The organism is Kineosporiaceae bacterium (assembly GCA_016713225.1).
Classification (GTDB): domain Bacteria; phylum Actinomycetota; class Actinomycetes; order Actinomycetales; family Kineosporiaceae; genus JADJPO01.
This window is the reverse complement of record JADJPO010000011.1, coordinates 94,912-119,956: the sequence shown is the minus strand read 5'-3', so window position 1 is coordinate 119,956 and position 25,045 is coordinate 94,912. Positions and strand designations below refer to the sequence as shown.

Here is a 25,045-nt window from a genome sequence, read left to right as displayed (position 1 = left end):
CCGGTCGCCGATCGCGTGGCCGAAGGTGTCGTTGATCGGTGAGCTCCTGCTCGGACCGTCGACGCGCCCGTGCCGACCCCAGCGCCCGGTCCTGTGCCGGCCCGCGCAGGCTCGACCTCGACGCCGGGGGGCATCGCCTGGGCTGGACGGGTGAGCCGAGATCAAGGTCACTCCTGGGTGGCCGATCTTCGGTGGCATGAACCCTTCGAGTTCGTCGACCCCTGATCGCTGGTTCCAGGTCGGGTCCTCGGCAGCCCCGGACGCGTTCGCGGCAGGTGCCCAGGCCGCTCGTCAGGCGCAGGCCGACCGGGTCGCCTCGTTGGTGCTCGTCTTCTGTGAGGCCGAGCTCGACGTGCGCCGGGTCATGGACGGCGTCTGCTCGGTCACGGCCGACGACACCATGGTGGCCGGCGGAACCACGATGGGCCAGGTGGCCCCACCGATGTCGGGTGTCGACGGGATCGACGGCGCCGACGCTGCGGTGGTCGCGGTGGCCCTGGGCGGTGCGGGGTTCCAGGTGACGGCCGCGGTGTCCCACGCCGCCAGCGAGCGCCGACGCGAGGCCGGGCACGAGGCCGCCGCCGCCCTGGACGCGGTCGACCTGCCGCACCGCACGCTGCTGCTGTTCTCCGACGGTCTGACCCGAGAGCAGCACGAGATCGTGCGCGGTGCCTACGGTCACGTCGGTGCCTCGGTGCCGATCATCGGAGGCTGTACGGCCGACAACATGCTCTACCACGCGACGTACCAGTTCATCGGGACCGGCGCAGGGGTCGAGGTGTTGCGCGACGCCGTTGTCGGCATCGGACTGGGATCGTCCGGGCCGATGGGGTTCGGCATCGCCCACGGCTGGACCAAGCTCGGGGATGCCATGGTGGTCACCAGCAGCGCGGGTGGGCAGGTCTACCTCCTGGACGACGAGCCGGCCGCCGAGGTCTACCTGCGGCGCATCGCCAGTGGCCGAACGCTTCAGGAGGCGAAGCAGTTGCGGGAGCAGGACCCGATGGCCTTCGTCGAGCTCCTGTTCAACAACCCGCTGGGCCTGTCCCGGCGCAGCGGGGAGGATCTGCGCGTGGTCCACGACATCGACTTCGAACACGGCAGCATCGAATGCCTCGCGGACGTCCCTCAAGGGGCACTGGCCTGGGCCATGACCACCGACCCCGATGCCCTGATCGAGGCGGCGGCGTCATCGTGCGACGCCGCTGTCGATGCCCTCGACGGTCTCGATCCGTTGGGGTTCCTGGTGTTCGACTGTGGTGCTCGCAAGGCGCGACTCGGCCCGGACGGCGCGCGGGCCGAGCAAGAGGCCTTCGGGAAGCCGGCCGGCGGCAAGCCGTTCGGCGGTTTCTACACCTATGGCGAGATCGGCCGGGTGCAGGGTGCCCGCGGCATGCATCAGTTGACCGTCGTCACCCTCGCGCTGTCGTAGCCGATCGCCTGCTGCCGATGGCTTATCACTGGTCGATCCATCAGCTGACCGAGTACCTCGTCGCGGTCAGCAGTCCGGCCGAGCCCGACGGCGCCGTCCAGGTGGCTCTCGAGCGAGCGCTGGAGGCGCTGGAGGCCGAGCTCGGCGCCGTCGTGGTGGCCGGCCGCGTCATCGGTCACGCCGGATTCGGCTCGATGGACATCCCTGCGGCGTTCGTGGTTCCGGGTGATGACGATTCGATCGAGGTCCCGGGGGTGGGCGAGACGCATCTGACCGTCGGCCGGCTCGATACCCCCGACGGTCGAACGGGTACCGCCGACGCCGTCCTGGTGGTGGGACGGGCGGAAGAGCCCTACAGCGCCGAGGAACGCCAGATGCTGCAGGGCATGGCGCTGGTTCTCGGATTGCGACTGCACAGCCTGGCTCGGCTGGCCGGCGAGCGGCAGCGGCACCGATTGGTCGAGAACCTGTTGCAGATCCAGCGGGGGATCTCGGCACGCCGACCGCTCGACGAGGTGCTGGACGCCGTGACCTCGGGTGCCTCGGCCTTGTTGGGCGGTGGTCCGGTGGCCCTGCTGCTCACCGAGCCGGTGTCGAGGGATGAACTGCTGAAGGTGTCGCACGAGACGCTGCCCGAGACCGACCCGGTCTTGCTCGAGGTGGCTCGACGGGTGCTGGTCGAGGGCGAGGGCGGCATCGAGAGTCCCTCGGCCCCAGGGGGTACCGTGCTGGTCGAGCGGGTCGTTGTCGCCGGCGAGACGGTCGGCTGCCTGGCGGCACGAGCGCCGCAGACGTCGAACCCGGGTCACGACCCGGGGGAGTTGCTCACCGCCTTCGCCCAGCAGGTGAACCTGGCACTCACCGACGCCCGGATGCTCGATGCCGTCCGGGAGGCACACCGCGACCCCATCACGGCGTTGCCCAATCGGGCACTGTTCCTGCAGTACCTCGACACCGAGCGGGACGCCGCGATCGCCTCGGGCGACCCGCTCACGGTGCTGTTCATCGACCTCGACCGGTTCAAGGCGGTCAACGACACGCTCGGTCACCGGGCCGGCGACCACCTGCTCGCCGAGGTGGCCCACCGGATCCTGCACTGCACCAGCGACTGGGACCTCGCTGCGCGGCTGGGGGGCGATGAGTTCGCGGTGATGCTGCGGGGCGGGGACCAGCAGGTGGGTCGGGTGGTCGCCGAGCGGATCATCACCTCGCTCACCCGCACCTTCACCATCGAGGGCCGCGATGTGCTCATCGGGGCCAGCGTGGGCGTGGCCTCGTTGACCGATGCGGCGCAGAGCGGGGCCACCCTGCTCAGTGACGCAGACGTCGCGATGTACTGCGCCAAGCGGAGCGGCCGCGGGCAGTGGGTGGCGTTCGAACCCCGGATGCACGAGGACGTCGCCAACCAGCTCGGACTGCGCACCGATCTACGGACGGCGGTGGAGGCCGGCCAGCTCTGGCTCGCCTACCAGCCGCTGGTGAGCCTGGCGACCGGCGCGGTGGAGGGTGTCGAGGCCCTGTTGCGCTGGAACCACCCGGTGCGGGGCGCGGTCCCGCCGGATGAGTTCATCCCGTTGGCCGAGGAGAGTGACACGATCGACTCTCTGGGCCGGTTCGTCGTCGAGCAGGGCCTGCCGATGCTGGGCCGGTGGCGCCAGGAGCTTCCGGGGCTGCATCTCGCGCTCAATATCACGGGTCGTCAGGTGATGGATCCGAAGCTGCCGGAGGTGCTCGGCGAGGAGCTTCGACGCCTGGGGCTGCCGGGCGATGCGGTCACCCTCGAGATCACCGAGTCGGTGCTGATGCACGACCCCGAGCTGGCCCGGCAACGCCTCGGCTGCCTGAAGGAACTCGGGATCCGGTTGGCCATCGACGATTTCGGCACCGGGTACTCGTCGTTGTCGTACCTGCGGCAGTTCCCGGTCGACCAGGTGAAGATCGACCGGAGCTTCATCCGTGGTCTGCGTCCCGGGGCTGTGGAGGAGGTCGCGCTGGTGCGCAGCATCGTCGAGCTGTGCCGCACGTTGCGGCTGCAGACCGTCGCCGAGGGCATCGAGGAGCGCGAGCAACTCGATGTGCTGACCGAGCTCGGCTGCGATCTCGGGCAGGGGTATCTCTTCTCCCGCCCGGTGACGGCTGAGCAGGACCCGCACCGGGCCGGACTGGACGTCGTCCAGGGCTCCGTGGCCTGAGCGGGCGACGGCACTCACACGGTCGCGCGGCGCAGTCCGGCGAATCCGGCCCCGGCGGCCAGGACGGCGACCGCCAACGGCGCGGCGACGAGGCTGACGAGGGCCGGCAGTCCGGTGACGGTGTCCAGCACCGTGCCCCAGGCGTGGCGCCAGGTCGCCAGGACGATGAGCGCGCCCCCGGCGAGGATCAGCGCCATGATCAGGGTGAAGAGGCCGGTCGTCCGCCACCGGTGGTGCACCACGGCCAGCGCCGACATGACCGCGCCCACGAGAACGAAACCTGTTGCATAGACGAGGGTTTGGAGCACCACACCGTCCTGTCGGATGCCTGCCGGGCCGAAGAAGGCCAGGCCGACGCCGAATCCGTGGCTGGCCTGCTCGATGGCCTGCAGACCGGTGAGGGCCAGGGCGAACAGCACCGCCTGGGCCACGAGGGTCAGGGCGGTGCCCAGGGCGTAGTCGCGTCGAGTGATGCCCAGGCCCAGCGCGAACGGGAACACCTGGCTGATCAGGGCGGTGGCCCAGACGGCGACCACGGCGTAGATCGAGGTCAGGCCGCCGCTCCAGCTCTGTTCCCGGAACTCGGGGCTGAGGGCACGCTGCACCAACAGGTTGATGGTGAACGACGCCGCGAGGATGCCCCAGGGCCAGGCGACGGCCGGTTTCCAGGTGAGCAGGTGCAGTCGCATCGTGGTGCGGACGTCGGTCATCGCGGGGTTCCTTCGCGGCGAGAGGCGGGTCGAGGGGTGGACACGGGCGTCCCGTCGTGGTCGGCGGTGTGGCCCACGGGGGTGGTGGCCACGATCAGCTCCTGTAGCGAGAGGGGGCTGACGGCCAGGCCGAGCCGGCGCGCGTCGTCCAGGTCGAGATCATGCGCCGCCAGGGTGACGCGCGTCGTGGCCCCCAATCGTTCGGTGCGCAAAGTCGGGCGGGTGCCGACCAGACCGGTGACCAGGTCGGCCGGCCCCTGGACGACGAACCCGGACGAGCGCAGGTCGTCGGCTTCGGCGTCCAGCAGCACCCGGCCGTGGTCGAGGACGACGACGTGCTCGAGCAGGTCGGCCACCTCGTCGATGAGGTGGGTCGAGACCACGATGGTGCGAGGGTGCTCGGCGTAGTCGACGAGCAGCCGGTCGTAGAAGATCTGGCGCGCCACGGCGTCCAGGCCGAGGTAGGGCTCGTCGAGCAGGGTGAGCTCGGCCCGAGAGGCCAGCCCGATCACCACCCCGAGGGCCGAACGCATCCCGCGGGAGAGCTTCTTGACCAGGCGCCGCCGCGGCAGGTCGAAGTCCGCGAGGAGGCTCTGGGCGAGGTCTTCGTCCCAGCGGGGGTAGTGCAGTCGGGCGGCGGTGAGCACGTTCGCGATGGTGTAGGCGTCCGGGTAGCGCTGGCCCTCGGTGATGGTCGCGGTGCGGCGCAGCACGTGGCGGTTCTCGTAGGGCGGTTCGCCGAAGACGTGCACCGTGCCGGAGGTGGCGAGCGTCTGCCCGGCCAGGATGCGCATCAGGGTGGTCTTGCCCGCGCCGTTGCGTCCCAGCAGGCCGTGGATGCGCAGGCCGTCCAGGCGGATCGTGACGTCGTCCAGGACGCGGGCGGTGCGATAGCGCTTGGTCACCGCGGTCAGGGCGACGACGGCCTCGGTGGAATCCCGGGCGGTGTCGTCCGGGTCGTGGTTCACGGTCACGCCGGTGGCGGTCACGGTGCGACCACCGCCTGGTTCACGAGGTCGTGCAGTTCGTCGGGGCGCAGGCCGAGGCGGCGCGCCTCCTCGACGAGGGGGCGGACGTATTCGTCCGCGAAGGCCGCCCGGCGGCGCTGCAGCAGCAGGTCGCGGGCACCGGTGGTGACGAACATCCCGATTCCTCGTCTCTTGTAGAGAACCCCGTCGGCGACCAATCGGGACACGCCCTTGAGTGCGGTCGCGGGGTTGATGCGGTGGAACGCGGCCAGCTCGTTGGTCGAGGGCACCTGGGACTCCTCGGGCAGGGAGCCGTCGATGATCGACGCCTCGAGCTGCTGGACGATCTGCACGAAGAGTGGGCGGTCCTCGATCACCGGGTGGCGCCCAACAGGTGGTTAGCCGGTTCGTTACTCATGTAACTAACCATGCAACGTCCGCGGGTGGCTCGTCAAGTTGCTCACCGCAACAAGCGCGCCAGGACTTCGATCGGGATCGACCCGCGACGGATCCGGCGTGCATCGACGCCGCGACAGCTGCCATCTGGGCTCGGGACTGCGGTCGGCAGTCCTGATCGGAGCGAGTGGGGACGAAGGCACCGTTTGGCGGCCGGAAATGGTGCGCCTGTCCCCACTCGATGTGATCAAGGGGCAACGTCAGGCTGGTGTGAGGGTGTCGGCCTGGCGGAACACCGTCGGCATGACAGAACCGGGATGATCCTGCGGGTCGAGGGCACCTTGACCTCGCCCGCGAATGATCAAGGCTAAAGCCACTGTCACGACTCGGACCAGATTCTGACCCAGACACGGCAGTGGCCAACTATCTCGAGCAGCAACTACCGACGAACGCATAGCCAGCGGAAGATGCGGGAACCTGTAACGCGGCACTTTGGAAAGATGAGAACTACTCCGACAAATCCGGCACGCCCTCTGCCAGAAACGGCCGCACGCTAGCGTCCACCCACACGGCGGGATTGTTGCTCAATGATTCGCCCAGGCTTCGGTACAGCCGGTAGAGCGTCGGAGCGGCGTGCCACTGGCTACCTGGGTCTTCGCCCGGGCTTCGTATGAGCGACTCGAACCCAGCATCGATGCGACGAATGTAGATCTTGTTGTCATAGTTTGCTGGTCCCATGTCGGCGACGAGGAGCGCTTCACCAGACTCGGGCTCACGGGCAAGGAACTCCTGTTCGGTGGGTACCACTTGTGGAGGCAGCCATGGGTCTTCCGTTCGACGGTGCTGCAGCCACCACTCACGCTCCCCCGGACTCAAGTAGTTCATGGGAATGCGGCGGCGGCGTAGTACATCTAGGCCGTCCAGCATGAGGGCCGTGAAGGTGGGCTCCTCCGGGTAGTCAAGCAAGTTGGTTGCGCAGCAGCCGGCTCCGTACTGTGCCCAATCGCGGCCGGTTGCAGCGATCGTACGCAGCTGCTCACAGTAGGCAGCCGGATCGGCGCGGGCAACCGCGTAGTGGCTCGCCTCATAGCGGGAACGGATGGCTTCCCAGCCGGTGATGCCGAGTAGAGCACCACGACCCCAAGCTGCCAGTTCTTGGGCAGAAGGGAATGCTACGGCTGACGATGTACTCTCGTTGAGAGCCGTGGCCGGCAAGCCATTCCGACGCAACCGTTCGAGCCAACTCATGCTCGCTCCTTGTGACTGTCCTGCTTCCCGATTGCTACGATGATCTAACGTATTCGTGGTCTTTCAAAATCGCAACCTAATCGGACCTAGGCGCTCTCAGCTAAAGCGATCAGCGCTTGCTCCAATACCTGCGCTTCCTCGAGCTCAAATCTGACGATGTCCAGTCCCGCATCCCAGTAGTGCTTACTGTCAGGGACTCGCAATGGCCCACCTGTAAACCCAACTATGACAAAAAAGCGCATATTGTAACCGCCGCCACTATATCTTGCTGTTCGTACCTCGGGCTCAGTGAGTTGCTGAGCCGGCAATATCCAGTCGATGCCGCTCGACAGTAGACCGCAGTAAATGAGCTTTTGCGTTGTGACGGCAGCGACGGCACTGGTCTGCGCACAGGGGATGACGACTTTGAGCGCCTCGCCGCCGTGGAGTTGCGCCAAGATCGTCTCTTGCACCCTCGCGACGTGTTTGATGTCTTCGCGTGTGTAGCCAATCATGGCGTTGGCGATGATCGGATTGAGGGCTGCTGGTGGTTTCTTCGAGAACAATCCCATGACCTACGCTCCGGCTCAGTAGTTCTTGCCGTGGGTGGGGCAGAGCCAGCCTTTGCGGTTGCACCCCGAGTTGCACTGCGAGAACTGTCCGCCCCCGGTGCCCTTACAGGCTTCGCATCTGGTCATGCGTACTCGCTTACCGCACTTGGGGCAGTGGCGGTCTTCGGTCACGGCCATGACTGGCTCCTCCTCGTTGGCGGCAGGAGTTGGTACTCCCGGCCGGATGCTACTTATAGGTCTGTAGACCAACAAGTAGCACATCCCGAGCGTGGAAGGAGTGGAACACGACCTCCAGCGGACCGTGGGCGCCAACCTGCGGTGCCACCGCTTGGAACGTGGCCTGTCCCAGGAAGCCTTCGCCGAGGCCGTCGGCGTCCATTGCACCTGATCCACCGCGCCCGAGCCCAAATCAGCCAATACCACCGTCGAGGCGAACGACCACCGGCCCCACCTGCGCGGATAGGCAGCAGACCGGGGCGCCTGGTCAAGATCCGCTGCTGTAGTAAATGGGTGCGCCGCATTGACCCGAGATCAAAGGCCGATATAGATGGAAATGTGGAGTATCTCTTTCAAGAGCATCAATCCTTTCAATTACCGCCATGTCGCCGCTCTGTTCGGCAACATACGGATTGGTGATGGAGTTCAAGTTGCCTACGGAATCGTCGGCGTTACTGTCTCGCTTCTACCCACTGTTGTATGGAATTCAGGATGTGCAAAATTCCGCCGCAGCCAATCCCGAATGGTGGATTTTGATGGCGGATTTGACGATTGAGCGGGTGGCAGGTCTGTCCGAGGCTGCACGTGAAGTGGTGGCTCTTCGCTCGGGAGCCTGTTTCCGAATTGCCTCGACGCCTGCTCATGACAAAGCTCTTGACGGAATTCGGCGCGCCAATATCGAACCTTGCCGTACGTGGCGTTGCTCTGAGTACGGTCACGGGGTTGCGTTTGCCGGGCGAGGCCCAGCGGTACAGGTGCGGCTGTCTTCGATGAGCCCGCGGCAGAAGGCAGCGAGCCATTCGGCGTCCGGTGCGGTGATGACGATCTCGCAGATCTCGACGCCCTCGTCGGCCTGGTCCTCGCTCATGCCGTGATGCTCTTGGTGCGTTGGCTGATGATGTGGTGGGCGGCGTCGGCGTCTTGGGCGATGCCGGCCAGGCCGGTGATGTGGTTGCCGTCGTAGGACGGGCCGACCCAGCGGCCGAGCATGGTCAGGCCTTGGGGTGGATCGCGAAGTAGAGGGTGTCTTTGGAGCGGACGGTGGGTTCGATGCTGGCGTACCAGCCTGTGAGGATCTCGTTGTCCCACAGGCGCAGCTCGCCGCGCCACAGGTAGCCGCCGTCGGCGATCTCGCGGCCGCGTTGCAGGGCTTCGATCTGGATCAGTTCGCCCTGCTGCTTCATCCGGACCGGTTGCACCGCGATCAGTTCGTGGCCGTCCTTGACGGACTGCCAGGCCGCCCACCAGTCCCCGGTGAGGTTGACCCCGTGGGTGGGTAGGCCGGCGAGTTCGCCGACGGAGATCTCGAGCGCCTCGGCGATCGCGACCGCGACCGACAGTACGGGCTGTTGTTCGCCGGCTTCGAGCGGCGGATCTGGCGTGCATCGATGCCGGCGGCCCCCAACTCGGATTGGGACATGCCCAGCTCGGCGCGGCGCCGGCGGAGGACCTCGGCCATCTGCGCGCCTCCATCGTGGCAGGACTTTTGCGATATCCCGGATCAAATGGACGCCGAGAGTCTGGAGCGCTCGTGCCCGACCGGAGGCACGCTGCGCTTCGGTGAAAGCCCCCACGACGACGGCAAAGTGTGGCGGCCGGACTCACCATGATCGAATCGAGGGGTCGATTTCGCACCGTTTGGCAGCCTGAAACGGTGTTTTGTCGACCTCTCGATGTGATCAAGGGGCGTTTGGTGTGGTTGCCCCCGGCAGGAGCCGCCGTCGCGGTCGTGGCTCCTGCGTCGCCACGCACGCTCCGGCTCCCTTCATCACTGCCGGGCGCACCAAAGCCCGTCGTCGCGCTGGCGCGCTCGACGGGCTTTCGGTGCCCCCGGCAGGATTCGAACCTGCGCCACCGCCTCCGGAGGGCGGTGCTCTATCCCCTGAGCTACGGGGGCTCGGGACGTGGTGACGATACCAGTTTGGGCGGGCTGCTCGCGCGCGGGTAACCGGGCGCAGGGCGGGCGCAGGGCGGACGCCGGACCTACTCGGGCTGGGCTCCCTCGATCATCACGTCGAGGTAGCAGGCGGCCTCGGACGCCGCGCGCTCGCCGTCCCCGGCCTCGATCGCATCGACCAGGGCGACGTGTTCCTCGTCCCGGATCGTGCCGGTCAGGGCCAGGTTCGAGCGCACGCTCTCACCCAGGGCGCCGAGGAAGTTCTCGTAGAGCTCGATCAGCACCGGGTTGTGCGAGGAGCGCACGATCGCCCGGTGGACCAGCACGTCATAGGCCACCACGCCGTCCTGGCTGCCGTCGCGTGAAGCCTGGTTGCGCGCCTCGATGAGGCGTCGTTGTTCGGCGATGTCCTCGTCGGTGCGACGCGAGGCGGCCAGCCGGGCGGCCCCGGCCTCCAGCGCGCGACGGACCTCGAGCACGTGCACGTGGTGCGCTCCGGCGACCTGCCGGCTCACGGCGCCGGCCAGCTCGCTGGCGGCCAGGACGTAGGTTCCCGACCCTTGGCGGCGCTCCAGCAGACCGGCGTGCACGAGTGACTGCACGGCCTCGCGCACGGTGTTTCGGCTGGTCCCGGTGAGCTGGGCGAGCTCGGACTCGGTCGGGATCCGACCGCCGATGGCCCAGGTCCCCGAGGTGATCTGGCTGCGCAACTGATCGATGACCTGGTCGATCAGGCTGGCCCGCCGGGCAGTGCGCAGTTGCGGGAGGTCCTGTTCCTGCATCTGCGTCACCTCTGCATGGTAGCGGCCGTGCGGCGCGCAACGGGGGAAAGATCAGCCGGACGGTCCCTGGCCGACCGTCCGGCGTTCGGTGGATGCCGCCTCGGCGTCAGTCCTCGGCCACGTTCAGCGGCAGGGTGACGCTGAAGGTGGCGCCGCGTCCGGGGGCCGAGTCGACCTCGAGCCGGCCGCCGTGCTTGTTCACGATCACCGCATACGCCATGGTCAGGCCCTGTCCGGTGCCCTTGCCCACGGCCTTGGTGGTGAAGAACGGGTCGAACACCCGTTGCCTGACGTGCGCGTCCATGCCCGGCCCATCGTCCTGGATCATGATGCGCACCCGCTCGCCGTCCAGCGCTGTGCTCACCCGGATCCGACCCAGCGCGGTGCTCCCCGTCGTCGCCCGGTGCTCGCCGATGGCCTGCGCGGCGTTGATGATGATGTTGAGCAGCACCTGTTTGAGCTCGCCCTCGTAACAGGGCACCGCGGTGACCGCCGGATCCAGGTCGAGCTCGACCTCGGCGACGTACTTCCACTCGTTGCGGCAGACCTTGACCGTGCTCTCCACCGCGCGGTTGAGGTCGGCGGCGGCACGTCCGGCTCCGGGGTGGGAGTAGTCCTTCATCGCCTTGACGATCTCGGCGACCCGCTGCAGCCCTTCCTGCGACTGCGCCAGAGCGCTGGGGATCTCGGTGTCCAGGAAGTCCAGGTCGGGCAGCGTCGCTGCCGTCCGGACGGCGCCCAGCAGGTCAGGGTCGGACGCCGCGTCGCCGCCGACGTCCCACCGCGCCACCACGTCGTTCACCTCGCGCAGCGAGGTCAACACCCGGCCCACGCCGTCCGCGACGAACCGGGTGTTGTCCGAGACGTACTGCACCGGGGTGTTGATCTCGTGTGCGATCCCCGCCGCGAGCTGACCGATGGACTCCAATCGACTGGCCTGGGCGAGTTGACGTTCGAGCTCGCTCAGGTGGGTGATGTCGGCGGCCACCCCGATCACCCCGGCGATCTCCTGATCGGGCTGGCCCCGATACGGCAGCACGCTGAGCATCAACTCCTGGCGCTGTTCCGGCCCGGTGTGCAGGTTCACCCGCAGGTCGTGCCGGGCGATGCCGCTCTGGAAGACCTCGGCCTCCAGGGGCGGCAGCAGGTCGGTCAGTTCGTCGTGCACCGGCAGTTCGGCCTCGGTGTGGCCGATGACCTGGTCGCGATCGGCGAGCCGTCGCAGGCCGAGAAAGGCCTGGTTCACCCCGGAGTAGTGCAGGGCCGAGGCGTCGTGGCGCTGGGCGAATCGTGAGTTGACCTTCCAATAGACCAGGTGCGGGATCGAGGCCAGGACGCCGTCCAGCAGCGACTTCTCGGCGGTGACCTCCTCGGCGAGAGCGTGCACCCGCTGACTGGTGGCCCGCAACTGTTCCTCGGCGTGACGCCGTTCGGTGATGTCGCGCTCGACCCCGACGAACCGCACGATCTGCCCGTCGACCATGACGGGCTTCACCTGCAGCTGCACCCAGTAGTCCCGCCCCCCGAGGCTCTGCGCCGGCAGTTCCTGGTCGACCGAGTGGCCGGCCTCGATCGAGGCCACCAGGCGGGTGAACTCCTCGGTATCGGTGAACGGTCCCAGCCACAGATCCATCCGGCTGCGACCCACCACCTCCTGCGGCGTGTGAAAGCCGGTGTGCCGCAAGAAGGCATCGTTGACCCACTCGATGCGACCCGCGGCGTCCTGGATCACCACGGCGTTGTCGGTGTGCTCGGCCACCAGGGCCAGCAGCTGTGCCCGCTTGGTGATCTGGCGCAGCTCCTCCTGGATCGACATGGCGCTGGTGATGTCGACGATGGAGAGCACGGCGCGGGCATGGTCGTGGTCGTTGACGGCATGGGCACGCACCACCACGTGTTCCTCGTCGTCCCCCCACACCCAACGCAGCTTGACCTCGGCGTGCTCCTCCTCGCCGACCAGCACGTGCAACACGGTGTCGTGCAACCGCTGCCGATCGTCGGGACTGACCGGCAGGCTGCGCGTCAGGGTGAAGAAGTGAGTCCCCAGCCCGGATCCCGGTAGCCCGAGCGCGCCGATCGCCTCGTCCCAGCGCTTGTTGGAGCCGAGCACGGTGCCGTCCTCGGCGAGGATGCACATGCGCCCCTCGAGGGAGTCGATCACGCACCGCAGCAGGGTCGCCGCGGCATGACTGGGGCCGTCGGGGGCGACCCCGGCCAGAGCAGAGCTCGCCGCCTCACGCGCGGCAACCTCGGCGCGATTGCGTTCTGCGAGAAGGGCGGCCACGGTGCTCTGCAACTGGTTGACGCGTCGGGTGAGCCGGGCGATGGTGCGGTCGACGTCCTCGTCCGACAGGGAGCCGTGCATGCTCACCCCACGCTCTCGGCAGACACGGCCCGCAGGGCACGGTCGGCAGCGCGCAGCGCCTGCGCCGCCCGGTCGCTGCGGGCTTCCCCGTCGCTCGAGACACCGGCCACCAGGGTCACGACGTCCTCACCGAATCCCCACAGCGCCAACAGGTATGAACTCAGTTGGGAAGGGGGGCAAGTGGTCTGCACCGGCGAATCGTCGCCACTGGCCAGGGCGAGCGTCCCGATGTCCATCACCAGAGCCGCCAGCGCGGTCCGTGCCATCTCGGCATCCGACCACTGCTGACCGTGCGCGATCCGCTGCACCAGCTCGACCCGTTGCCGGGCACGGTGGTTCAGCGACTCGAGGTTCGTCTCGCCACCTGGTGCGACCTCGCGGAACATCGCTCCACCGGTCACCAGCGCCTGCAAGGTCTCGGGCCCCAGCAGCGAGATCGCCTGCGCCACGGTCTCGAAGCGACGCGGCACGCCGAAGAACGCCGAGTTGGTCAGTCGCAGTACCTCGGCGCACCCGGCGATGTCCGTCGTCAGGATCCGAGGCGCCGTCTGATCGGCGCAATCGGTGCAGGCCACCGCGTCCGTGAGCGCTGCATGCGTGTCGGGCAGCATCGGCAGGGGACCGATCCCGCCGAGCAGGTCGCGTACCCGCGGGCCGTCCAGCTCCGAGCGCAGGGTGAGCACCCGGTCGACCACCGCGATGATGTTCTCCACGTCGCACGGCTTGGCGAAGAACTGGTGCGCCACAGCGGCCGAGGCCAGCACGGCGTCCCGATCTGCCTCTCCGGACAGCACGAACCGCACCGTGCCGGGGTGGGCCGCGCGGGTCCGGCCGAGCAGTTGGGCGCCGTCCATGCCCGGCATGCGCATGTCCGAGATCACCACGTCGCAAGGTTCGGCGCTCATGATGTCGAGTGCTTCGGCGCCGGAGGCGGCGAAGCTGATCTGCCACCCGACGCCGCGGGTGTGCAGGCTGCGGCGCAGGCCCGCGAGCAGGTGCGGTTCGTCGTCCACGAACAGCACACGTGCGCGCGAGGTCACCGAGGTCTCTCCTGCTCCACCAGCCTGATCCATCGACACGCTGATCATCGGCGCGATCGTCGCGAGCCTTGACCCGACGGATTCGTCTCGGCTCCACCGGCACGGCCGGTCAAGGCGTACCGGTCAGCTGACGATGACCGTTGCGGGTGGGCGCCGTGTGCCCCCCGAGGACCGGTGGCGCAGCACTTCGGACGAATCCGGAGGAGTTGCTCGCGAGACAGAGGGTGCCCATGAGCCCGCGGATCTTGATGGTGGACGACGAGCCGCGCGTGCTCGATGCCCTCCGCCGCACCTTGTCGGGCCGCTACGACCTCAGCGTGGCCGACTCGGGAGCGGCCGCCCTGGCGCTGATGCGGGAGGCGAGCGAGGCGGGTATGCCGTTCGCCGTGATCGTCTCGGACATGATGATGCCCGGTATGAACGGCGCTCAATTCCTCACCGAGGCACGTCACCTCGACCCCGATGCGGTGGCCCTGGTGCTGAGTGGGCAGGCCGATCTGGAGTCGACCATCACCGCGGTCAACGAGGCCGGCCTGTTCGGGTTCCTGACCAAACCCTGCCCACCCCAGATCCTCACGAATGCTCTCGATCGCGCCATCGCGCAGCATCACCTGGTGATCTCGGAGCGCCAGCTGCTCGAGCGCACGGTGCGTGGCTCGGTCGACATGCTGACCGAGCTGATGGCCGGCACCGCCCCGCTCGCCTTCGCGCGCGCCACGCAGATCAAGGGCCTGGTCAGCGCCGTCAGCTCCTCGCTCGGTCTGGACCGGGAGTGGGAATTGCCCCTGGCCGCCCGGTTGAGTCAGCTCGGCTGCCTGGCCGTGCCCACCGAGGTGCTCGAACGGGCCTACCGCGGCCTCGACCTGACCCCTGAGCACCGCGCCATCTATGCCGGTCACCCAGGCGCTGCCCGGGCGATGCTGGAGCGGATCCCGCGGCTCGAGCGGGTGGCGAAGTGGATCGGCGCCCAGCCGCTGACACCCGAGGATGCCCCACCGGCAGAAGCGAGTTCGGCCCAACTGATCTTCTGTGTGTCCGTGGCCACCGTGAGCGCTCACTACGCCGTCGACGATCCCGAGCATGCCGTCGGTCGGGTGGAGCGTTCCGGTCGCTACCCCAAGCAGTTGTTGCAGGCGCTCGGCCGCGCGACCCATGTCCTGGCCCGGCGGGTCGGCATCCTGCGTGAGATCACGGTCGGGCAGCTGCGCGACGGCATGGAGCTCGAACAGGATGTGATGACCCGCACCGGGATGCCGTTGGTGCGCAAGGGCGAACTGGTCACCGAGACACTGTCCATCCGGTTGCACAACTTCGCCGACACGGTGGGCATCGTCGAGCCGATCCGGGTGATGGACTACCGCACGCCGGGCATCTGACGAGGTGCCTGATGCATCATTCATCGCGTCGTCCGGTCGGGCCGACCGCGTACCCTGAGCGGGTGAATCCCGCCCAGCTCTCCGACGCTCTCCGTTCCTGCCTGCTCGCTGCGGTCGCCGCGGGCGAGCTCACCGTCGTCGTCCCCGACGAGGTGCGCGTGGAGCGTCCCCGGCAGCGCGAGCACGGTGACTGGGCCACGAACATCGCGCTGCAATTGGCCAAGCAGGCCGGTCGCCCGCCGCGTGAGGTCGCTGCGGCGCTCGCCGTCCGGCTGGGCGAGGTGCCCGGCATCAAGAGCGTGGACGTCGCCGGCCCGGGGTTCCTGAACATCGTGCTGGACGCCGCGGCCGCCGGTGAACTGGCCCGCACCATCGTCGAGGCCGGCGGCGCGTACGGGCGCACCGCCACGCTCGCGGGGCAGAAGCTGAACCTGGAGTTCGTCTCGGCCAACCCGACCGGGCCGCTGCACCTGGGCGGTACCCGATGGGCGGCGGTCGGCGACAGCCTGGCGCGCATCCTGCAGGCCGTGGGCGCCGAAGTGGCCCGGGAGTACTACTTCAACGACCACGGCGCCCAGATCGACCGGTTCGCCCGGTCGTTGCTCGCCGCTGCCCGCGGCCTGCCGGTGCCCGAGGACGGCTACGGCGGCGACTACATCACCGAGATCGCCCAGGCTGTGCTGGCCGAGGTGGCCGCCGCCGGGGACCCCGACCCGCGCGAGCTGGACGACGCCGCGGCTCAGGAGGTGTTCCGCGCGCACGGTGTGGCGCAGATGTTCGAGGAGATCAAGGCCGACCTGCACGACTTCGGCGTCGACTTCGACGTCTACTTCCACGAGAACGACCTCTACACCTCGGGCGCGGTGGAGCGGGCCATCGACCGACTGCGCGGCCTGGGCCGGATCTTCGAGCAGGACGGCGCCACCTGGCTGCGCACCACCGACCTGGGCGACGACAAGGATCGTCCGGTCATCAAGGGAAACGGCGAAACCGCCTATATCGCAGGCGATCTCGCCTACTACCTGGACAAGCGCGAGCGCGGCTTCGACCGGGTCATCATCATGCTGGGCGCCGACCACCACGGCTACATCGGCCGCATGATGGCGATGTGCGCCGCGTTCGGGGATACCCCGGGTGAGAACCTCGAGATCCTGATCGGCCAGATGGTGAACCTGGTCAAGGACGGCGTCCCGGTGCGCATGAGCAAGCGGGCCGGCACCGTCGTGACGATGGAGGACCTGGTCGACGCGGTCGGGGTGGACGCCGCGCGCTACGCCCTGGCGCGCTCGGCCGCCGACTCCAGCATCGACATCGACCTCGACCTGCTGACCCGGGCCACCAACGACAACCCGGTGCACTACGTCCGCTACGCCCATGCCCGCCTGGCCGCCGTGGCGCGCAACGCCGCCGAGGCCGGGGTACGCCGCGAGGACGCCTTCGACCCCGCGCTGCTCGAGCACGAGAGCGAGGCGGTGCTGCTGGCCGCCCTGGGGGAGTTCTCGCGAGTGATCACCCAGGCCGCCGAACTGCGCGAACCCCACCGGGTGGCCCGCTACCTGGAGGAACTGGCCGGCTTGTCGCATCGCTGGTACGAGAACTGCCGGGTCACCCCGCGTGCCGAGGAAGCGGTCACCGATGTGCACCGCACCCGCCTGTGGCTGTCGGAGGCGACGCGTACGGTGCTGGCCAACGGCCTGGGGCTGCTGGGGGTCAGCGCACCGGACCGGATGTGAACGCCCCGGCGTGGCAGCCGGTACCCGCAACCCGACGTCGAGTGCCCGGTCACGTGCCCGGTCGGGTGCGGCGTCCGGCTTCCGTAAGGTGTCAGTGCGCGGCCCGGTGCCGCTCGGGCGAGGGTGAGGACTGGTGAGTGTGAACGGTCAGGACGGCGGGCAGTCACTCAAGGTGGCGCTGCTCGGCTGTGGCGTGGTCGGCACCGAGGTGGCTCGGTTGCTCACCCGGCACGCTGACGAGCTCTCCCGGCGCGTGGGCGCGAGGCTGGAACTGTCCGGCATCGCCGTGCGCCGCATCGGCCGCCGGCGCGGCCTGGACGTGCCGGCCGAGCTGTTCACGACGGACGCCGACGCCCTGGTCAAGGACGCCGACATCGTGATCGAGGTGATCGGCGGCATCGAGCCGGCCCGCAGCCTGATCCTGGCCGGCATGGCCGCCGGAGCAGGGGTGGTCACGGCCAACAAGGTGCTGCTGGCCGAGGACGGCCCGACGCTGTACGCCGCCGCGGCCGAGCACGGCGTCGATCTGTACTTCGAGGCGGCGGTGGCCGGGGCGATCCCGCTGTTGCGCCCGCTGCGCGAGTCGCTGGCCGGTGACCGGGTCAACAAGGTGCTCGGCATCGTCAACGGCACCACCAACTACGTGCTCGACAAGATGGACACCTCGGGCATGTCCTTCGCCGAGGCGGTGGCCCAGGCACAGGCGCTCGGCTACGCCGAGGCCGACCCGACCGCCGATGTCGAGGGCTTCGACGCCGCTGCCAAGGCCGCGATCCTGGCCAGCTTGGCCTTCCACACCCGGGTGAGTGCGGCCGACGTGCATCGCGAGGGCATCACGGGCGTGACCGCTGCCGACGTGGCGGGCGCCGACCAGCTCGGGGCCGTCGTCAAGCTGCTCGCGATCTGCGAGCGGACCTCCTCCGCCGATGCCGATGGTGTTGTGCGCGAGGGGGTTTCGGTGCGCGTTCACCCGGCGATGATCCCGCGCAGTCACCCGCTGGGTGGGGTTCGTGAGGCGTACAACGCCGTGTTCGTCGAGTCCGAGGCCGCCGGGCAGCTGATGTTCTACGGCCGCGGGGCCGGGGGGCAACCGACCGCCAGCGCCGTCCTGGGTGATGTGATCAGCGTGGCGCGCAACCGGGTCGCCGGGGGTCGTGGGCCGGGGGAGTCGGCCCACGCCGACCTGCCGGTGCGCCCGATGGGCGAGGTGCCCACGCGCTATCACATCAGCCTCGACGTGGCCGATCGCCCGGGGGTGCTCGCGGCGGTGGCGCAGGTCTTCGCCGATCACCAGGTCTCGATCGAGACCGTGCGCCAGCAGCAGCTGGGCCGTACGGCCGAGGGTGTGGCCGACGGGCTCGACGCACATGCCGGCCGCGCTGCTCTGGTCGTGGTCACCCACACCGCCCCGGACGCCGCGTTGGCCGCCACCGTCGAGGCGCTCGCCTCGCTGGACATCGTCGAGGGCGTGCAGAGTGTGATGCGGGTCGAGCAGTGAGCGCGCAGCGGTGACCAGCGGCCTGCCCCACGCCGCCGCCGTCCGGTACGGGGTCGCCGTGCGCGCCCGGACCCCGGCCTCCAGCGCCAACCTCGGCCCCGGGTTCGACAGCATGGCGCTGGCCCTGGACCTGCACGACGAGGTCTCGGTCGAGGCCTACCGGCCGGTGCCGGGTGAGCCGACGGTGCGGGTCGAGGTCTCGGGCCAGGGCAAGGACGCCGTCCCGCTCACCGAGGATCATCTGGTGGTCCGGTCGCTGCGGGCCGGGCTGGCCCACGCCGTCGCGGCGGGCGGCGCGCCGGCCCCGGCGCCCGGTCTGCACCTGACGTGTCACAACGCGATACCGCACGGGCGCGGGCTGGGATCCTCGGCCGCCGCCATCGCGGTCGGTCTGGTGCTGGCCCGAGGCCTGCTCGCCGAACCGCACCTGCTGGACGACGAGGCGATCTTCGCGTTGGCGACCGCCGCCGAGGGCCACCCCGACAATGCCTCGGCGGCCTTGTTCGGGGGGTGCACCCTCTCGTGGGGCGATCAGTCGGGTCACCCGCGCACCGTGTCACTTCCGGTTGCGTCTCAACTACGCGCAGTGGTCTGCGTGCCGGACGTCGAACTGGCCACCTCGCGCGCGAGAGCCATGCTGCCGCAACTGATTCCACATTCTGACGCTGCGTTCAACGCTGGTCGCTCGGCGTTGTTGACTCATGCCATCGGTCATCGCCTCGACCTGCTGTTCGCTGCGACGGAGGATCGGCTGCATCAGCAGCAGCGCGCGCCGGCGATGCCGCAGACGGCCGCTCTGCTCGCGGCCGTGCGAGCTCGGGGAGTGGCCGCTGTGGTGTCCGGGGCCGGGCCGAGCCTGCTGGTCCTCGGCGAGGGCGACGCGCCGCTGTCTGCGGTGCGGGACGCCCTGGCTCAGACCCCGGACGGCGTCGGCCGTGGGGTGGGCGAGTGGTTGGTGCTGTCGCTGCCGGTCGACACCACGGGCACCGTGCTGGTCTGACGCCGATCCGATGCCGATCCGATGCCGATCCGATGCCGATCCGAGCGGTCCTGGGCACGGTGCGACACCGCGTGGGCTGGTGGCGCCGGGCCAGCAGGGCGGTGTTACAGTGTGTACGCAGCCGCTCGGTGGCTCTCACCAAGAGCCCCAGCCGCTGAAATCACCGCGCTCTTCCCAACGCTCCATGCGTCTTTGCGCGGCCTTTCGTAGGTCCGGGACTCTCCCGGACGTCGACCCGCTCCCTCATCCGTTGTGACGGTGGGGAGGGGAAGGGATACACGTGACCGACATCACCGAGATCGCCGCAAGCCCGGACGAGGCGCGCTCTGCCGCGTCGGGTCGCAGCGGGAGCCTGTCGGCTCTGCGGCTGCCCCAGCTCCAGGCGATAGCAGCAGAACTCGGCATCAGTGGGACGGCGCGGATGCGCAAGTCCGATCTGCTCGAGGCCATCCGCGCCCGCCAGGGCGGCGGCGGTGCCCAACAGCAATCCTTGCCGTTGCAGGGCGAGCGCGCCCAGCGCGCACCCCGAACCAGCCGTGCCGCGAGTGCACCCGCCGCCGAGGTCGCCCCCGCGGCGGCGGTCGAGACCGCGCCGCCGGCCGCTCCCGGCGAGGACGCGGCGCCGTCCCGGACCGCGACGTCCCGGCAGCCGGCCAACACCGAGAACGGTGCCGCCCAGAGCGGCACGAGCGAGACCACTGCCGAGACCGCCGACGGCGGCGCTCGCCGGCGCGAGCGGCGTCCGCAGCGTGACGGCCAGCGCGATACCCAGCGTGAGGGGCAGCGCGACCCCCAGCGCGAGGGCCAGAACCGGCAGCAGGGCCAGCCCGCTCAGCAGAATGGCAGCCAGGGCGCGCCGAGCACCCGCCACGAGGAGGACGACGAGGACGGCGAGGGTCGTGGCCGGCGTCGTCGCGGCCGGTACCGCGACCGCAAGCGCCGCCAGCGTCCCGATGGCCCGGGCGGTGGGCCGGGCATGGTCGACGACACCGAGATCACCGAGGACGACGTCCTGGTTCCGGTCGCCGGCATCCTCGATGTCCTGGACAACTACGCCTTCCTGCGCACCTCTGGTTACCTGCCCGGGCCGAACGACGTGTACGTCTCGCTCGGTCAGGTCAAGAAGCACGGCCTGCGCAAGGGTGACGCCATCACCGGTGCCGTGCGGGCACAGCGCGAGGGCGAGGCCACCCGCCAGAAGTTCAATGCCCTGGTACGCCTCGACACCGTCAACGGCGCCGGCCCTGACGAGGGACGGGCACGCCCCGAATTCGGCAAGCTGACCCCGCTCTACCCGCAGGAGCGGTTGCGGCTCGAGACCGACGCCAGCCAGATGAGCAACCGGATCATCGATCTGGTGGCCCCGATCGGCAAGGGGCAGCGTGGTCTGATCGTCTCCCCGCCGAAGGCCGGTAAGACGCTGATCCTGCAGGCGATCGCCAACGCGATCACCCGCAACAACCCCGAGTGCCACCTCATGGTCGTGCTGGTCGACGAGCGGCCCGAAGAGGTCACCGACATGCAGCGCACGGTCAAGGGTGAGGTCATCGCCTCGACCTTCGACCGCCCGGCCGAGGACCACACCACGGTCGCCGAGCTGGCCATCGAACGAGCCAAGCGCCTGGTCGAGCTGGGCCACGACGTCGTCGTCCTACTCGACTCGATCACTCGTCTGGGCCGCGCCTACAACCTGGCGGCCCCGGCATCCGGGCGCATCCTGTCCGGCGGTGTCGACTCCAGCGCGCTGTACCCGCCGAAGCGGTTCTTCGGTGCGGCGCGCAACATCGAGAACGGCGGATCGCTGACCATCCTGGCCACCGCACTGGTCGAGACCGGCTCGAAGATGGACGAGGTGATCTTCGAGGAGTTCAAGGGCACCGGCAACATGGAACTGCGCCTGAGCCGCAACCTGGCCGACAAGCGCATCTTCCCGGCGGTCGACGTCAACGCCTCGGGTACCCGGCGCGAAGAGATCCTGATGTCGCGCGACGAGCTCAACATCGTCTGGAAGCTGCGTCGGGTGATGGGTGCGCTGGAGCCGCAGGCCGCGATCGAGCTGCTGCTCGGTCGGGTGAAGGACACCAAGAGCAACGCCGAGTTCCTGATGCAGGTACAGAAGACCACCCCGGTGCCTGGCCGCGACGACGACTGAGTACACCCCCACAAACCCGCTCATGCTCCGCAGGTGACGCGCTCATACTCCGCACGTGACGCTTCTGGCGTCACCTGCGGAGCATGAGCAGGCACCTACGGAGCATGAGCAGGTTGTGGATCCGGCGCCACAGCTGAGAACCCCCGTACCGCCCATGATCACCGTTGGATCGCAGTTTGCTCCGCCTGGACCGGTGCAGACTGCGATCCAACGGTGATCATGGCGTTTGGGGGGGTGGGGAATGCGCGTCCGCACCGCGTCGTTGGCCACGCTGCACGTCTGGCACACTGGACGGCGGCTCCGGTTCACGACCCGCCACGTATCCGCGTGGCAGCTGCCTGCAGCACACCACTGCGCGCAGCGGACGACCCGGCGGCGATGACACCCGAGGAGACAGCACCATGAAGAGCGGCATCCACCCGGAGTACGTCGAGACCACGGTGACCTGCACCTGTGGCGCGACGTTCACCACCCACAGCACGGCCAAGAACGGCGTGATCCACGCCGATGTCTGCAGCCAGTGCCACCCCTTCTACACCGGCAAGCAGAAGATCCTGGACACCGGTGGCCGCGTGGCCCGGTTCCAGCAGCGCTACGGCAAGAAGCAGGGCGGCAAGTAGATCACCCCGAGGCGCCGGCCGCGCCGTCCCGAGATCGTCGGGGTGGCAGCGGTCGGCGCCCTCGTGTGTCGAGCCGCAGCCGGGCGTGAGAGAGAGGTGCCGCGATGACCCAGATGGACGACGCGCTGAGCCTCGCCGTCGGGCCGTTGCTGGCCGAGCACGCCGAGATCGAGACCCGGCTGGCCGACCCGTCGGTGCACGCCGACGCGGCCCTGGCCCGCACCCTGGGACGGCGCTACGCCGAGCTCACCGCGGTGACCCAGGCGCATCGTGCCTGGCGGGCTGCTGCGGACGACGCCGCCACCGCCCGCGAACTGGGTGAGCTCGACGAGTCCCTGGCTGCCGAGGTTCCCTCGCTCGAGGCGGCCGAGGAGGCCACCCGCGAACGGCTGCACACGCTGCTGTTGCCGCGTGACCCGGACGACGACCGCGACGTGATCCTCGAGGTCAAGGCCGGCGAGGGTGGTGCCGAGTCGGCGCTGTTCGCCGGTGACCTGCTGCGGATGTACCTGCGCTACGCCGAGCGCCAGGGGTGGCGCACCGAGGTGATCGATGCGACCGAGAGCGAGCTGGGCGGCTACAAGGACGTCTCGCTCGCCGTGTCCTACCGCGGCAACCCGGCCCCGGGTGAGGGGGTGTTCGCGCGCCTGAAGTTCGAGGGCGGCGTCCACCGGGTGCAGCGGGTGCCGGTCACCGAGTCGCAGGGTCGCATCCACACCAGCGCGGCCGGCGTCCTGGTGTTGCCCGAGGTCGAGACGGTCGAGGTCGACCTCCGGGACGACGATCTGCGCATCGACGTCTACCGCTCCTCCGGGCCGGGTGGGCAGAGCGTCAACACCACCGACTCCGCGGTGCGGATCACCCACCTGCCCAGCGGCATCGTCGTGTCGTGCCAGAACGAGAAGAGCCAGTTGCAGAACAAGGAGTCGGCGCTACGCATCCTGCGCGCCCGACTGCACGCCGCCGCGGCCGAGGCCGCTGAGGCCGAGGCGTCGGCGGCCCGGCGCTCGCAGGTGCGCACCGTCGATCGCAGCGAGCGGATCCGCACCTACAACTACCCCGAGAACCGCATCGCCGATCACCGCACCGGATACAAGGCCTACAACCTCGATGCCGTGCTGGACGGCGAGCTCGAGCCGGTGATCCAGTCCTGTCTGGACGCCGACCAGGCCGCCAAACTGGCCGGCGCGCAGGCGTGAGCGTGCCGCGGGCCGATCTGGCCACGACGATCCGGCTCGGCGAGCAACGGCTGGCGGCGGCCGGGGTGCCCAGTCCTCGGGCGGACGCCGAGCTGCTGGCAGCCCTGGTGCTGAGGTGCAGTCGGGGCGAGCTGGTCGCGGCGACGGTGCGCGGCGACTGGCTGAACCCTCCCCAGCTGGCGTTTCTCACCCACTTGCTCGACCAGCGCGTGGCTCGGGTGCCGTTGCAGCACCTGACCGGTCGCGCCCCGTTCCGGCGGCTGGAGCTCGCCGTCGGGCCGGGGGTGTTCGTGCCCCGCCCCGAGACCGAGGTGTTGGTGCAGGCCGTGCTCGACGAGCTCGCCGAGCTCGACGAGGTTCGCGAGCCCGCGGCGCAGGACGGCGAACCGCTGGTGGTCGACCTGTGCACCGGCTCGGCGGCGATCGCCCTGGCCGTGGCGGACGAGGCCCCCCAGGCCCGCGTGGTGGCCCTCGAACTCGACCCCGCCGCGCTGGTCTGGGCCGCCCGCAACGTGGCCGAGTACAGCGGTGGAGGCGTGGGACCCGTTGCGGGGCAACGGGTCGAGCTGCGTGATGGCGATGTCGCCGGCGCCGGCGGCCCCGGGGGAGTCCTCGCCGACCTGGTCGGCCGGGTCGATGTGGTGGTCTCCAACCCGCCCTACATCCCGGACGACGCCGTGCCGCTCGACCCGGAGGTCGCCGTCCACGACCCGGCGCTGGCGCTGTTCGGCGGTGGTGTCGACGGCATGGCCGTGCCCGCCGCGGTGGTCGAGACGGCCCGGGCGCTGTTGCGCCCCGGTGGCCTGCTGCTGATGGAACACGCCGACGTCCAGGGTGCCGTCACCCGTGCCCTGGTGGTGGGGGCCTGGCACGAGGTCGTCACCCTGCCCGATCTCACCGGTCGCGATCGCGTGCTGCGCGCCCGCCGTCCCCGCTGATCAGCAGCCCCCGGGAATCGGGCCCGGCCCGGCGTCCTCGATGCGGGGGTGGGGGCCTTCCGGTGGCAGACTCCTGCTCGTGGCCTACCGTTTCGACTGTTCCGAGAGCGCCGGCCGGCGCCGGGGCGTCGAACGTGCCGTTGTCGCGGTGCACGAGGGCAACCTGGTGGTGTTTCCGGTCGACAGCGCCTACGGCCTGGGCTGCGACGCGTTCTCGGCCGAGTCGGTCGCCCGGCTGCGCGCGCTGAAGGGTCACGGTCGCCACCAGCCGCCGCCGGTCCTGATCGGGCACGCTCGCACCCTGGACGGCGTGGCCACCTCGATCTCACCGGCCGCGCGCGACCTGGTGGCCGCGTTCTGGCCCGGGCCGCTCACCCTGCTCTGCATCGCCCAGCCCACGCTCGACTGGGATCTGGGCGACACCGGCGGCACGGTCGCCGTCCGAATGCCGCTGCACCCGCTGGCACTGTGCCTGCTCGCCGAAACCGGCCCGATGGCGGTCACCGGGGCCGCTGCTCCCGGGTCGACCCTCGGCCCGCCGCAGACCTGTGGCGAGGTGCGTGAGGCGTTCGCCGACGAGGTCGAGGTCTACCTGGATGCCGGCCACCTGAGCCGTCCGGAGGCCTCCACCATCGTCGATGTCACCGAGGCGACGCCCCGGCTGTTGCGCGCGGGGGCGCTGGACGTCGAGACCCTGCGCGCCGTCGTCCCTGACCTGATCGCCGGGTAGGG

At 69.5% G+C, this 25,045-nt stretch carries 20 protein-coding genes, 1 tRNA gene and 2 pseudogenes; 12 read left to right on the top strand and 11 right to left on the bottom strand.

Annotated features, from left to right (window positions below):
• Window positions 1–196: 196 nt before the first annotated feature.
• On the top strand, window positions 197–1,432 hold the full coding sequence (locus IPK24_23260) for an FIST C-terminal domain-containing protein (protein ID MBK8078383.1): 1,236 nt from the start codon (window positions 197–199) through the stop codon (window positions 1,430–1,432).
• A 17-nt stretch (window positions 1,433–1,449) separates the two neighbouring features.
• Complete coding sequence (locus tag IPK24_23255) at window positions 1,450–3,624, top strand: EAL domain-containing protein (protein MBK8078382.1); 2,175 nt, start codon at window positions 1,450–1,452, stop codon at window positions 3,622–3,624.
• Window positions 3,625–3,638: 14 nt separating this feature from the next.
• Here the strand turns inward: IPK24_23255 and IPK24_23250 are convergent, their stop codons facing one another.
• The 5 genes from IPK24_23250 to IPK24_23230 form a co-directional block, all read right to left on the bottom strand.
• Window positions 3,639–4,334, bottom strand: a complete 696-nt coding sequence (locus tag IPK24_23250; GenBank protein MBK8078381.1) for a hypothetical protein — start codon at window positions 4,332–4,334, stop codon at window positions 3,639–3,641.
• Complete coding sequence (locus tag IPK24_23245; protein ID MBK8078380.1) at window positions 4,331–5,302, bottom strand: ABC transporter ATP-binding protein; 972 nt, start codon at window positions 5,300–5,302, stop codon at window positions 4,331–4,333. The genes IPK24_23250 and IPK24_23245 overlap by 4 nt, the downstream gene beginning before the upstream one ends.
• Window positions 5,303–5,319: 17 nt before the next feature.
• Window positions 5,320–5,679: a GntR family transcriptional regulator gene (locus tag IPK24_23240; protein MBK8078379.1), complete on the bottom strand. Its 360-nt coding sequence runs from the start codon at window positions 5,677–5,679 to the stop codon at window positions 5,320–5,322.
• Window positions 5,680–6,205: 526 nt separating this feature from the next.
• Window positions 6,206–6,946 (bottom strand): hypothetical protein, encoded by a 741-nt coding sequence (locus IPK24_23235; protein MBK8078378.1) that lies wholly within the window; start codon window positions 6,944–6,946, stop codon window positions 6,206–6,208.
• Window positions 6,947–7,032: 86 nt separating this feature from the next.
• A complete protein-coding gene (locus IPK24_23230; protein ID MBK8078377.1) occupies window positions 7,033–7,497 on the bottom strand; it encodes a hypothetical protein in 465 nt (154 codons plus the stop codon).
• A gap of 277 nt (window positions 7,498–7,774) precedes the next feature.
• Between IPK24_23230 and IPK24_23225 the strand changes: the two are divergent.
• Window positions 7,775–7,882, top strand: a pseudogene (locus tag IPK24_23225) (helix-turn-helix transcriptional regulator).
• Between the two features lie 546 nt (window positions 7,883–8,428).
• On the opposite strand, the gene IPK24_23220 reads toward IPK24_23225, so the two are convergent.
• The 6 genes and pseudogenes from IPK24_23220 to IPK24_23195 form a co-directional block, all read right to left on the bottom strand.
• A complete protein-coding gene (locus IPK24_23220; protein MBK8078376.1) occupies window positions 8,429–8,581 on the bottom strand; it encodes a hypothetical protein in 153 nt (50 codons plus the stop codon).
• Window positions 8,578–9,172, bottom strand: a pseudogene (locus tag IPK24_23215) (helix-turn-helix transcriptional regulator). Before IPK24_23215 ends, IPK24_23220 begins: the two are co-directional and overlap by 4 nt.
• Window positions 9,173–9,538: 366 nt before the next feature.
• Window positions 9,539–9,610: transfer RNA gene (locus tag IPK24_23210), tRNA-Arg, on the bottom strand.
• Between the two features lie 86 nt (window positions 9,611–9,696).
• A complete protein-coding gene (locus IPK24_23205) occupies window positions 9,697–10,368 on the bottom strand; it encodes a FadR family transcriptional regulator (protein ID MBK8078375.1) in 672 nt (223 codons plus the stop codon).
• Between the two features lie 130 nt (window positions 10,369–10,498).
• Complete coding sequence (locus IPK24_23200; GenBank protein MBK8078374.1) at window positions 10,499–12,757, bottom strand: PAS domain S-box protein; 2,259 nt, start codon at window positions 12,755–12,757, stop codon at window positions 10,499–10,501.
• 2 nt (window positions 12,758–12,759) lie between these two features.
• Window positions 12,760–13,845: a response regulator gene (locus IPK24_23195; protein MBK8078373.1), complete on the bottom strand. Its 1,086-nt coding sequence runs from the start codon at window positions 13,843–13,845 to the stop codon at window positions 12,760–12,762.
• Window positions 13,846–14,027: 182 nt separating this feature from the next.
• On the opposite strand from IPK24_23195, the gene IPK24_23190 reads away from it, so the two are divergent.
• The 9 genes from IPK24_23190 to IPK24_23150 all read left to right on the top strand — a co-directional run bounded on the left by IPK24_23190 (window position 14,028) and on the right by IPK24_23150 (window position 25,043).
• Window positions 14,028–15,173, top strand: coding sequence for a response regulator (locus IPK24_23190; protein MBK8078372.1), 1,146 nt, complete (start codon window positions 14,028–14,030; stop codon window positions 15,171–15,173).
• 62 nt (window positions 15,174–15,235) lie between these two features.
• Complete coding sequence (locus IPK24_23185) at window positions 15,236–16,906, top strand: arginine--tRNA ligase (GenBank protein ID MBK8078371.1); 1,671 nt, start codon at window positions 15,236–15,238, stop codon at window positions 16,904–16,906.
• A gap of 139 nt (window positions 16,907–17,045) precedes the next feature.
• A complete protein-coding gene (locus IPK24_23180; GenBank protein MBK8078370.1) occupies window positions 17,046–18,404 on the top strand; it encodes a homoserine dehydrogenase in 1,359 nt (452 codons plus the stop codon).
• A 22-nt stretch (window positions 18,405–18,426) separates the two neighbouring features.
• Window positions 18,427–19,404, top strand: a complete 978-nt coding sequence (locus IPK24_23175; GenBank protein MBK8078369.1) for a homoserine kinase — start codon at window positions 18,427–18,429, stop codon at window positions 19,402–19,404.
• 361 nt (window positions 19,405–19,765) lie between these two features.
• Window positions 19,766–21,556: a transcription termination factor Rho gene (rho, locus tag IPK24_23170; GenBank protein ID MBK8078368.1), complete on the top strand. Its 1,791-nt coding sequence runs from the start codon at window positions 19,766–19,768 to the stop codon at window positions 21,554–21,556.
• Window positions 21,557–21,957: 401 nt separating this feature from the next.
• Window positions 21,958–22,176, top strand: coding sequence for a 50S ribosomal protein L31 (gene rpmE, locus IPK24_23165; GenBank protein ID MBK8078367.1), 219 nt, complete (start codon window positions 21,958–21,960; stop codon window positions 22,174–22,176).
• A 125-nt stretch (window positions 22,177–22,301) separates the two neighbouring features.
• Window positions 22,302–23,375: a peptide chain release factor 1 gene (prfA, locus tag IPK24_23160; GenBank protein MBK8078366.1), complete on the top strand. Its 1,074-nt coding sequence runs from the start codon at window positions 22,302–22,304 to the stop codon at window positions 23,373–23,375.
• A gap of 2 nt (window positions 23,376–23,377) precedes the next feature.
• Window positions 23,378–24,313, top strand: a complete 936-nt coding sequence (prmC, locus tag IPK24_23155; protein MBK8078365.1) for a peptide chain release factor N(5)-glutamine methyltransferase — start codon at window positions 23,378–23,380, stop codon at window positions 24,311–24,313.
• Between the two features lie 79 nt (window positions 24,314–24,392).
• Window positions 24,393–25,043 carry a threonylcarbamoyl-AMP synthase gene (locus tag IPK24_23150; GenBank protein ID MBK8078364.1) on the top strand — a complete coding sequence of 217 codons (651 nt, stop codon included), beginning with the start codon at window positions 24,393–24,395 and terminating at the stop codon, window positions 25,041–25,043.
• Window positions 25,044–25,045: the final 2 nt, after the last annotated feature.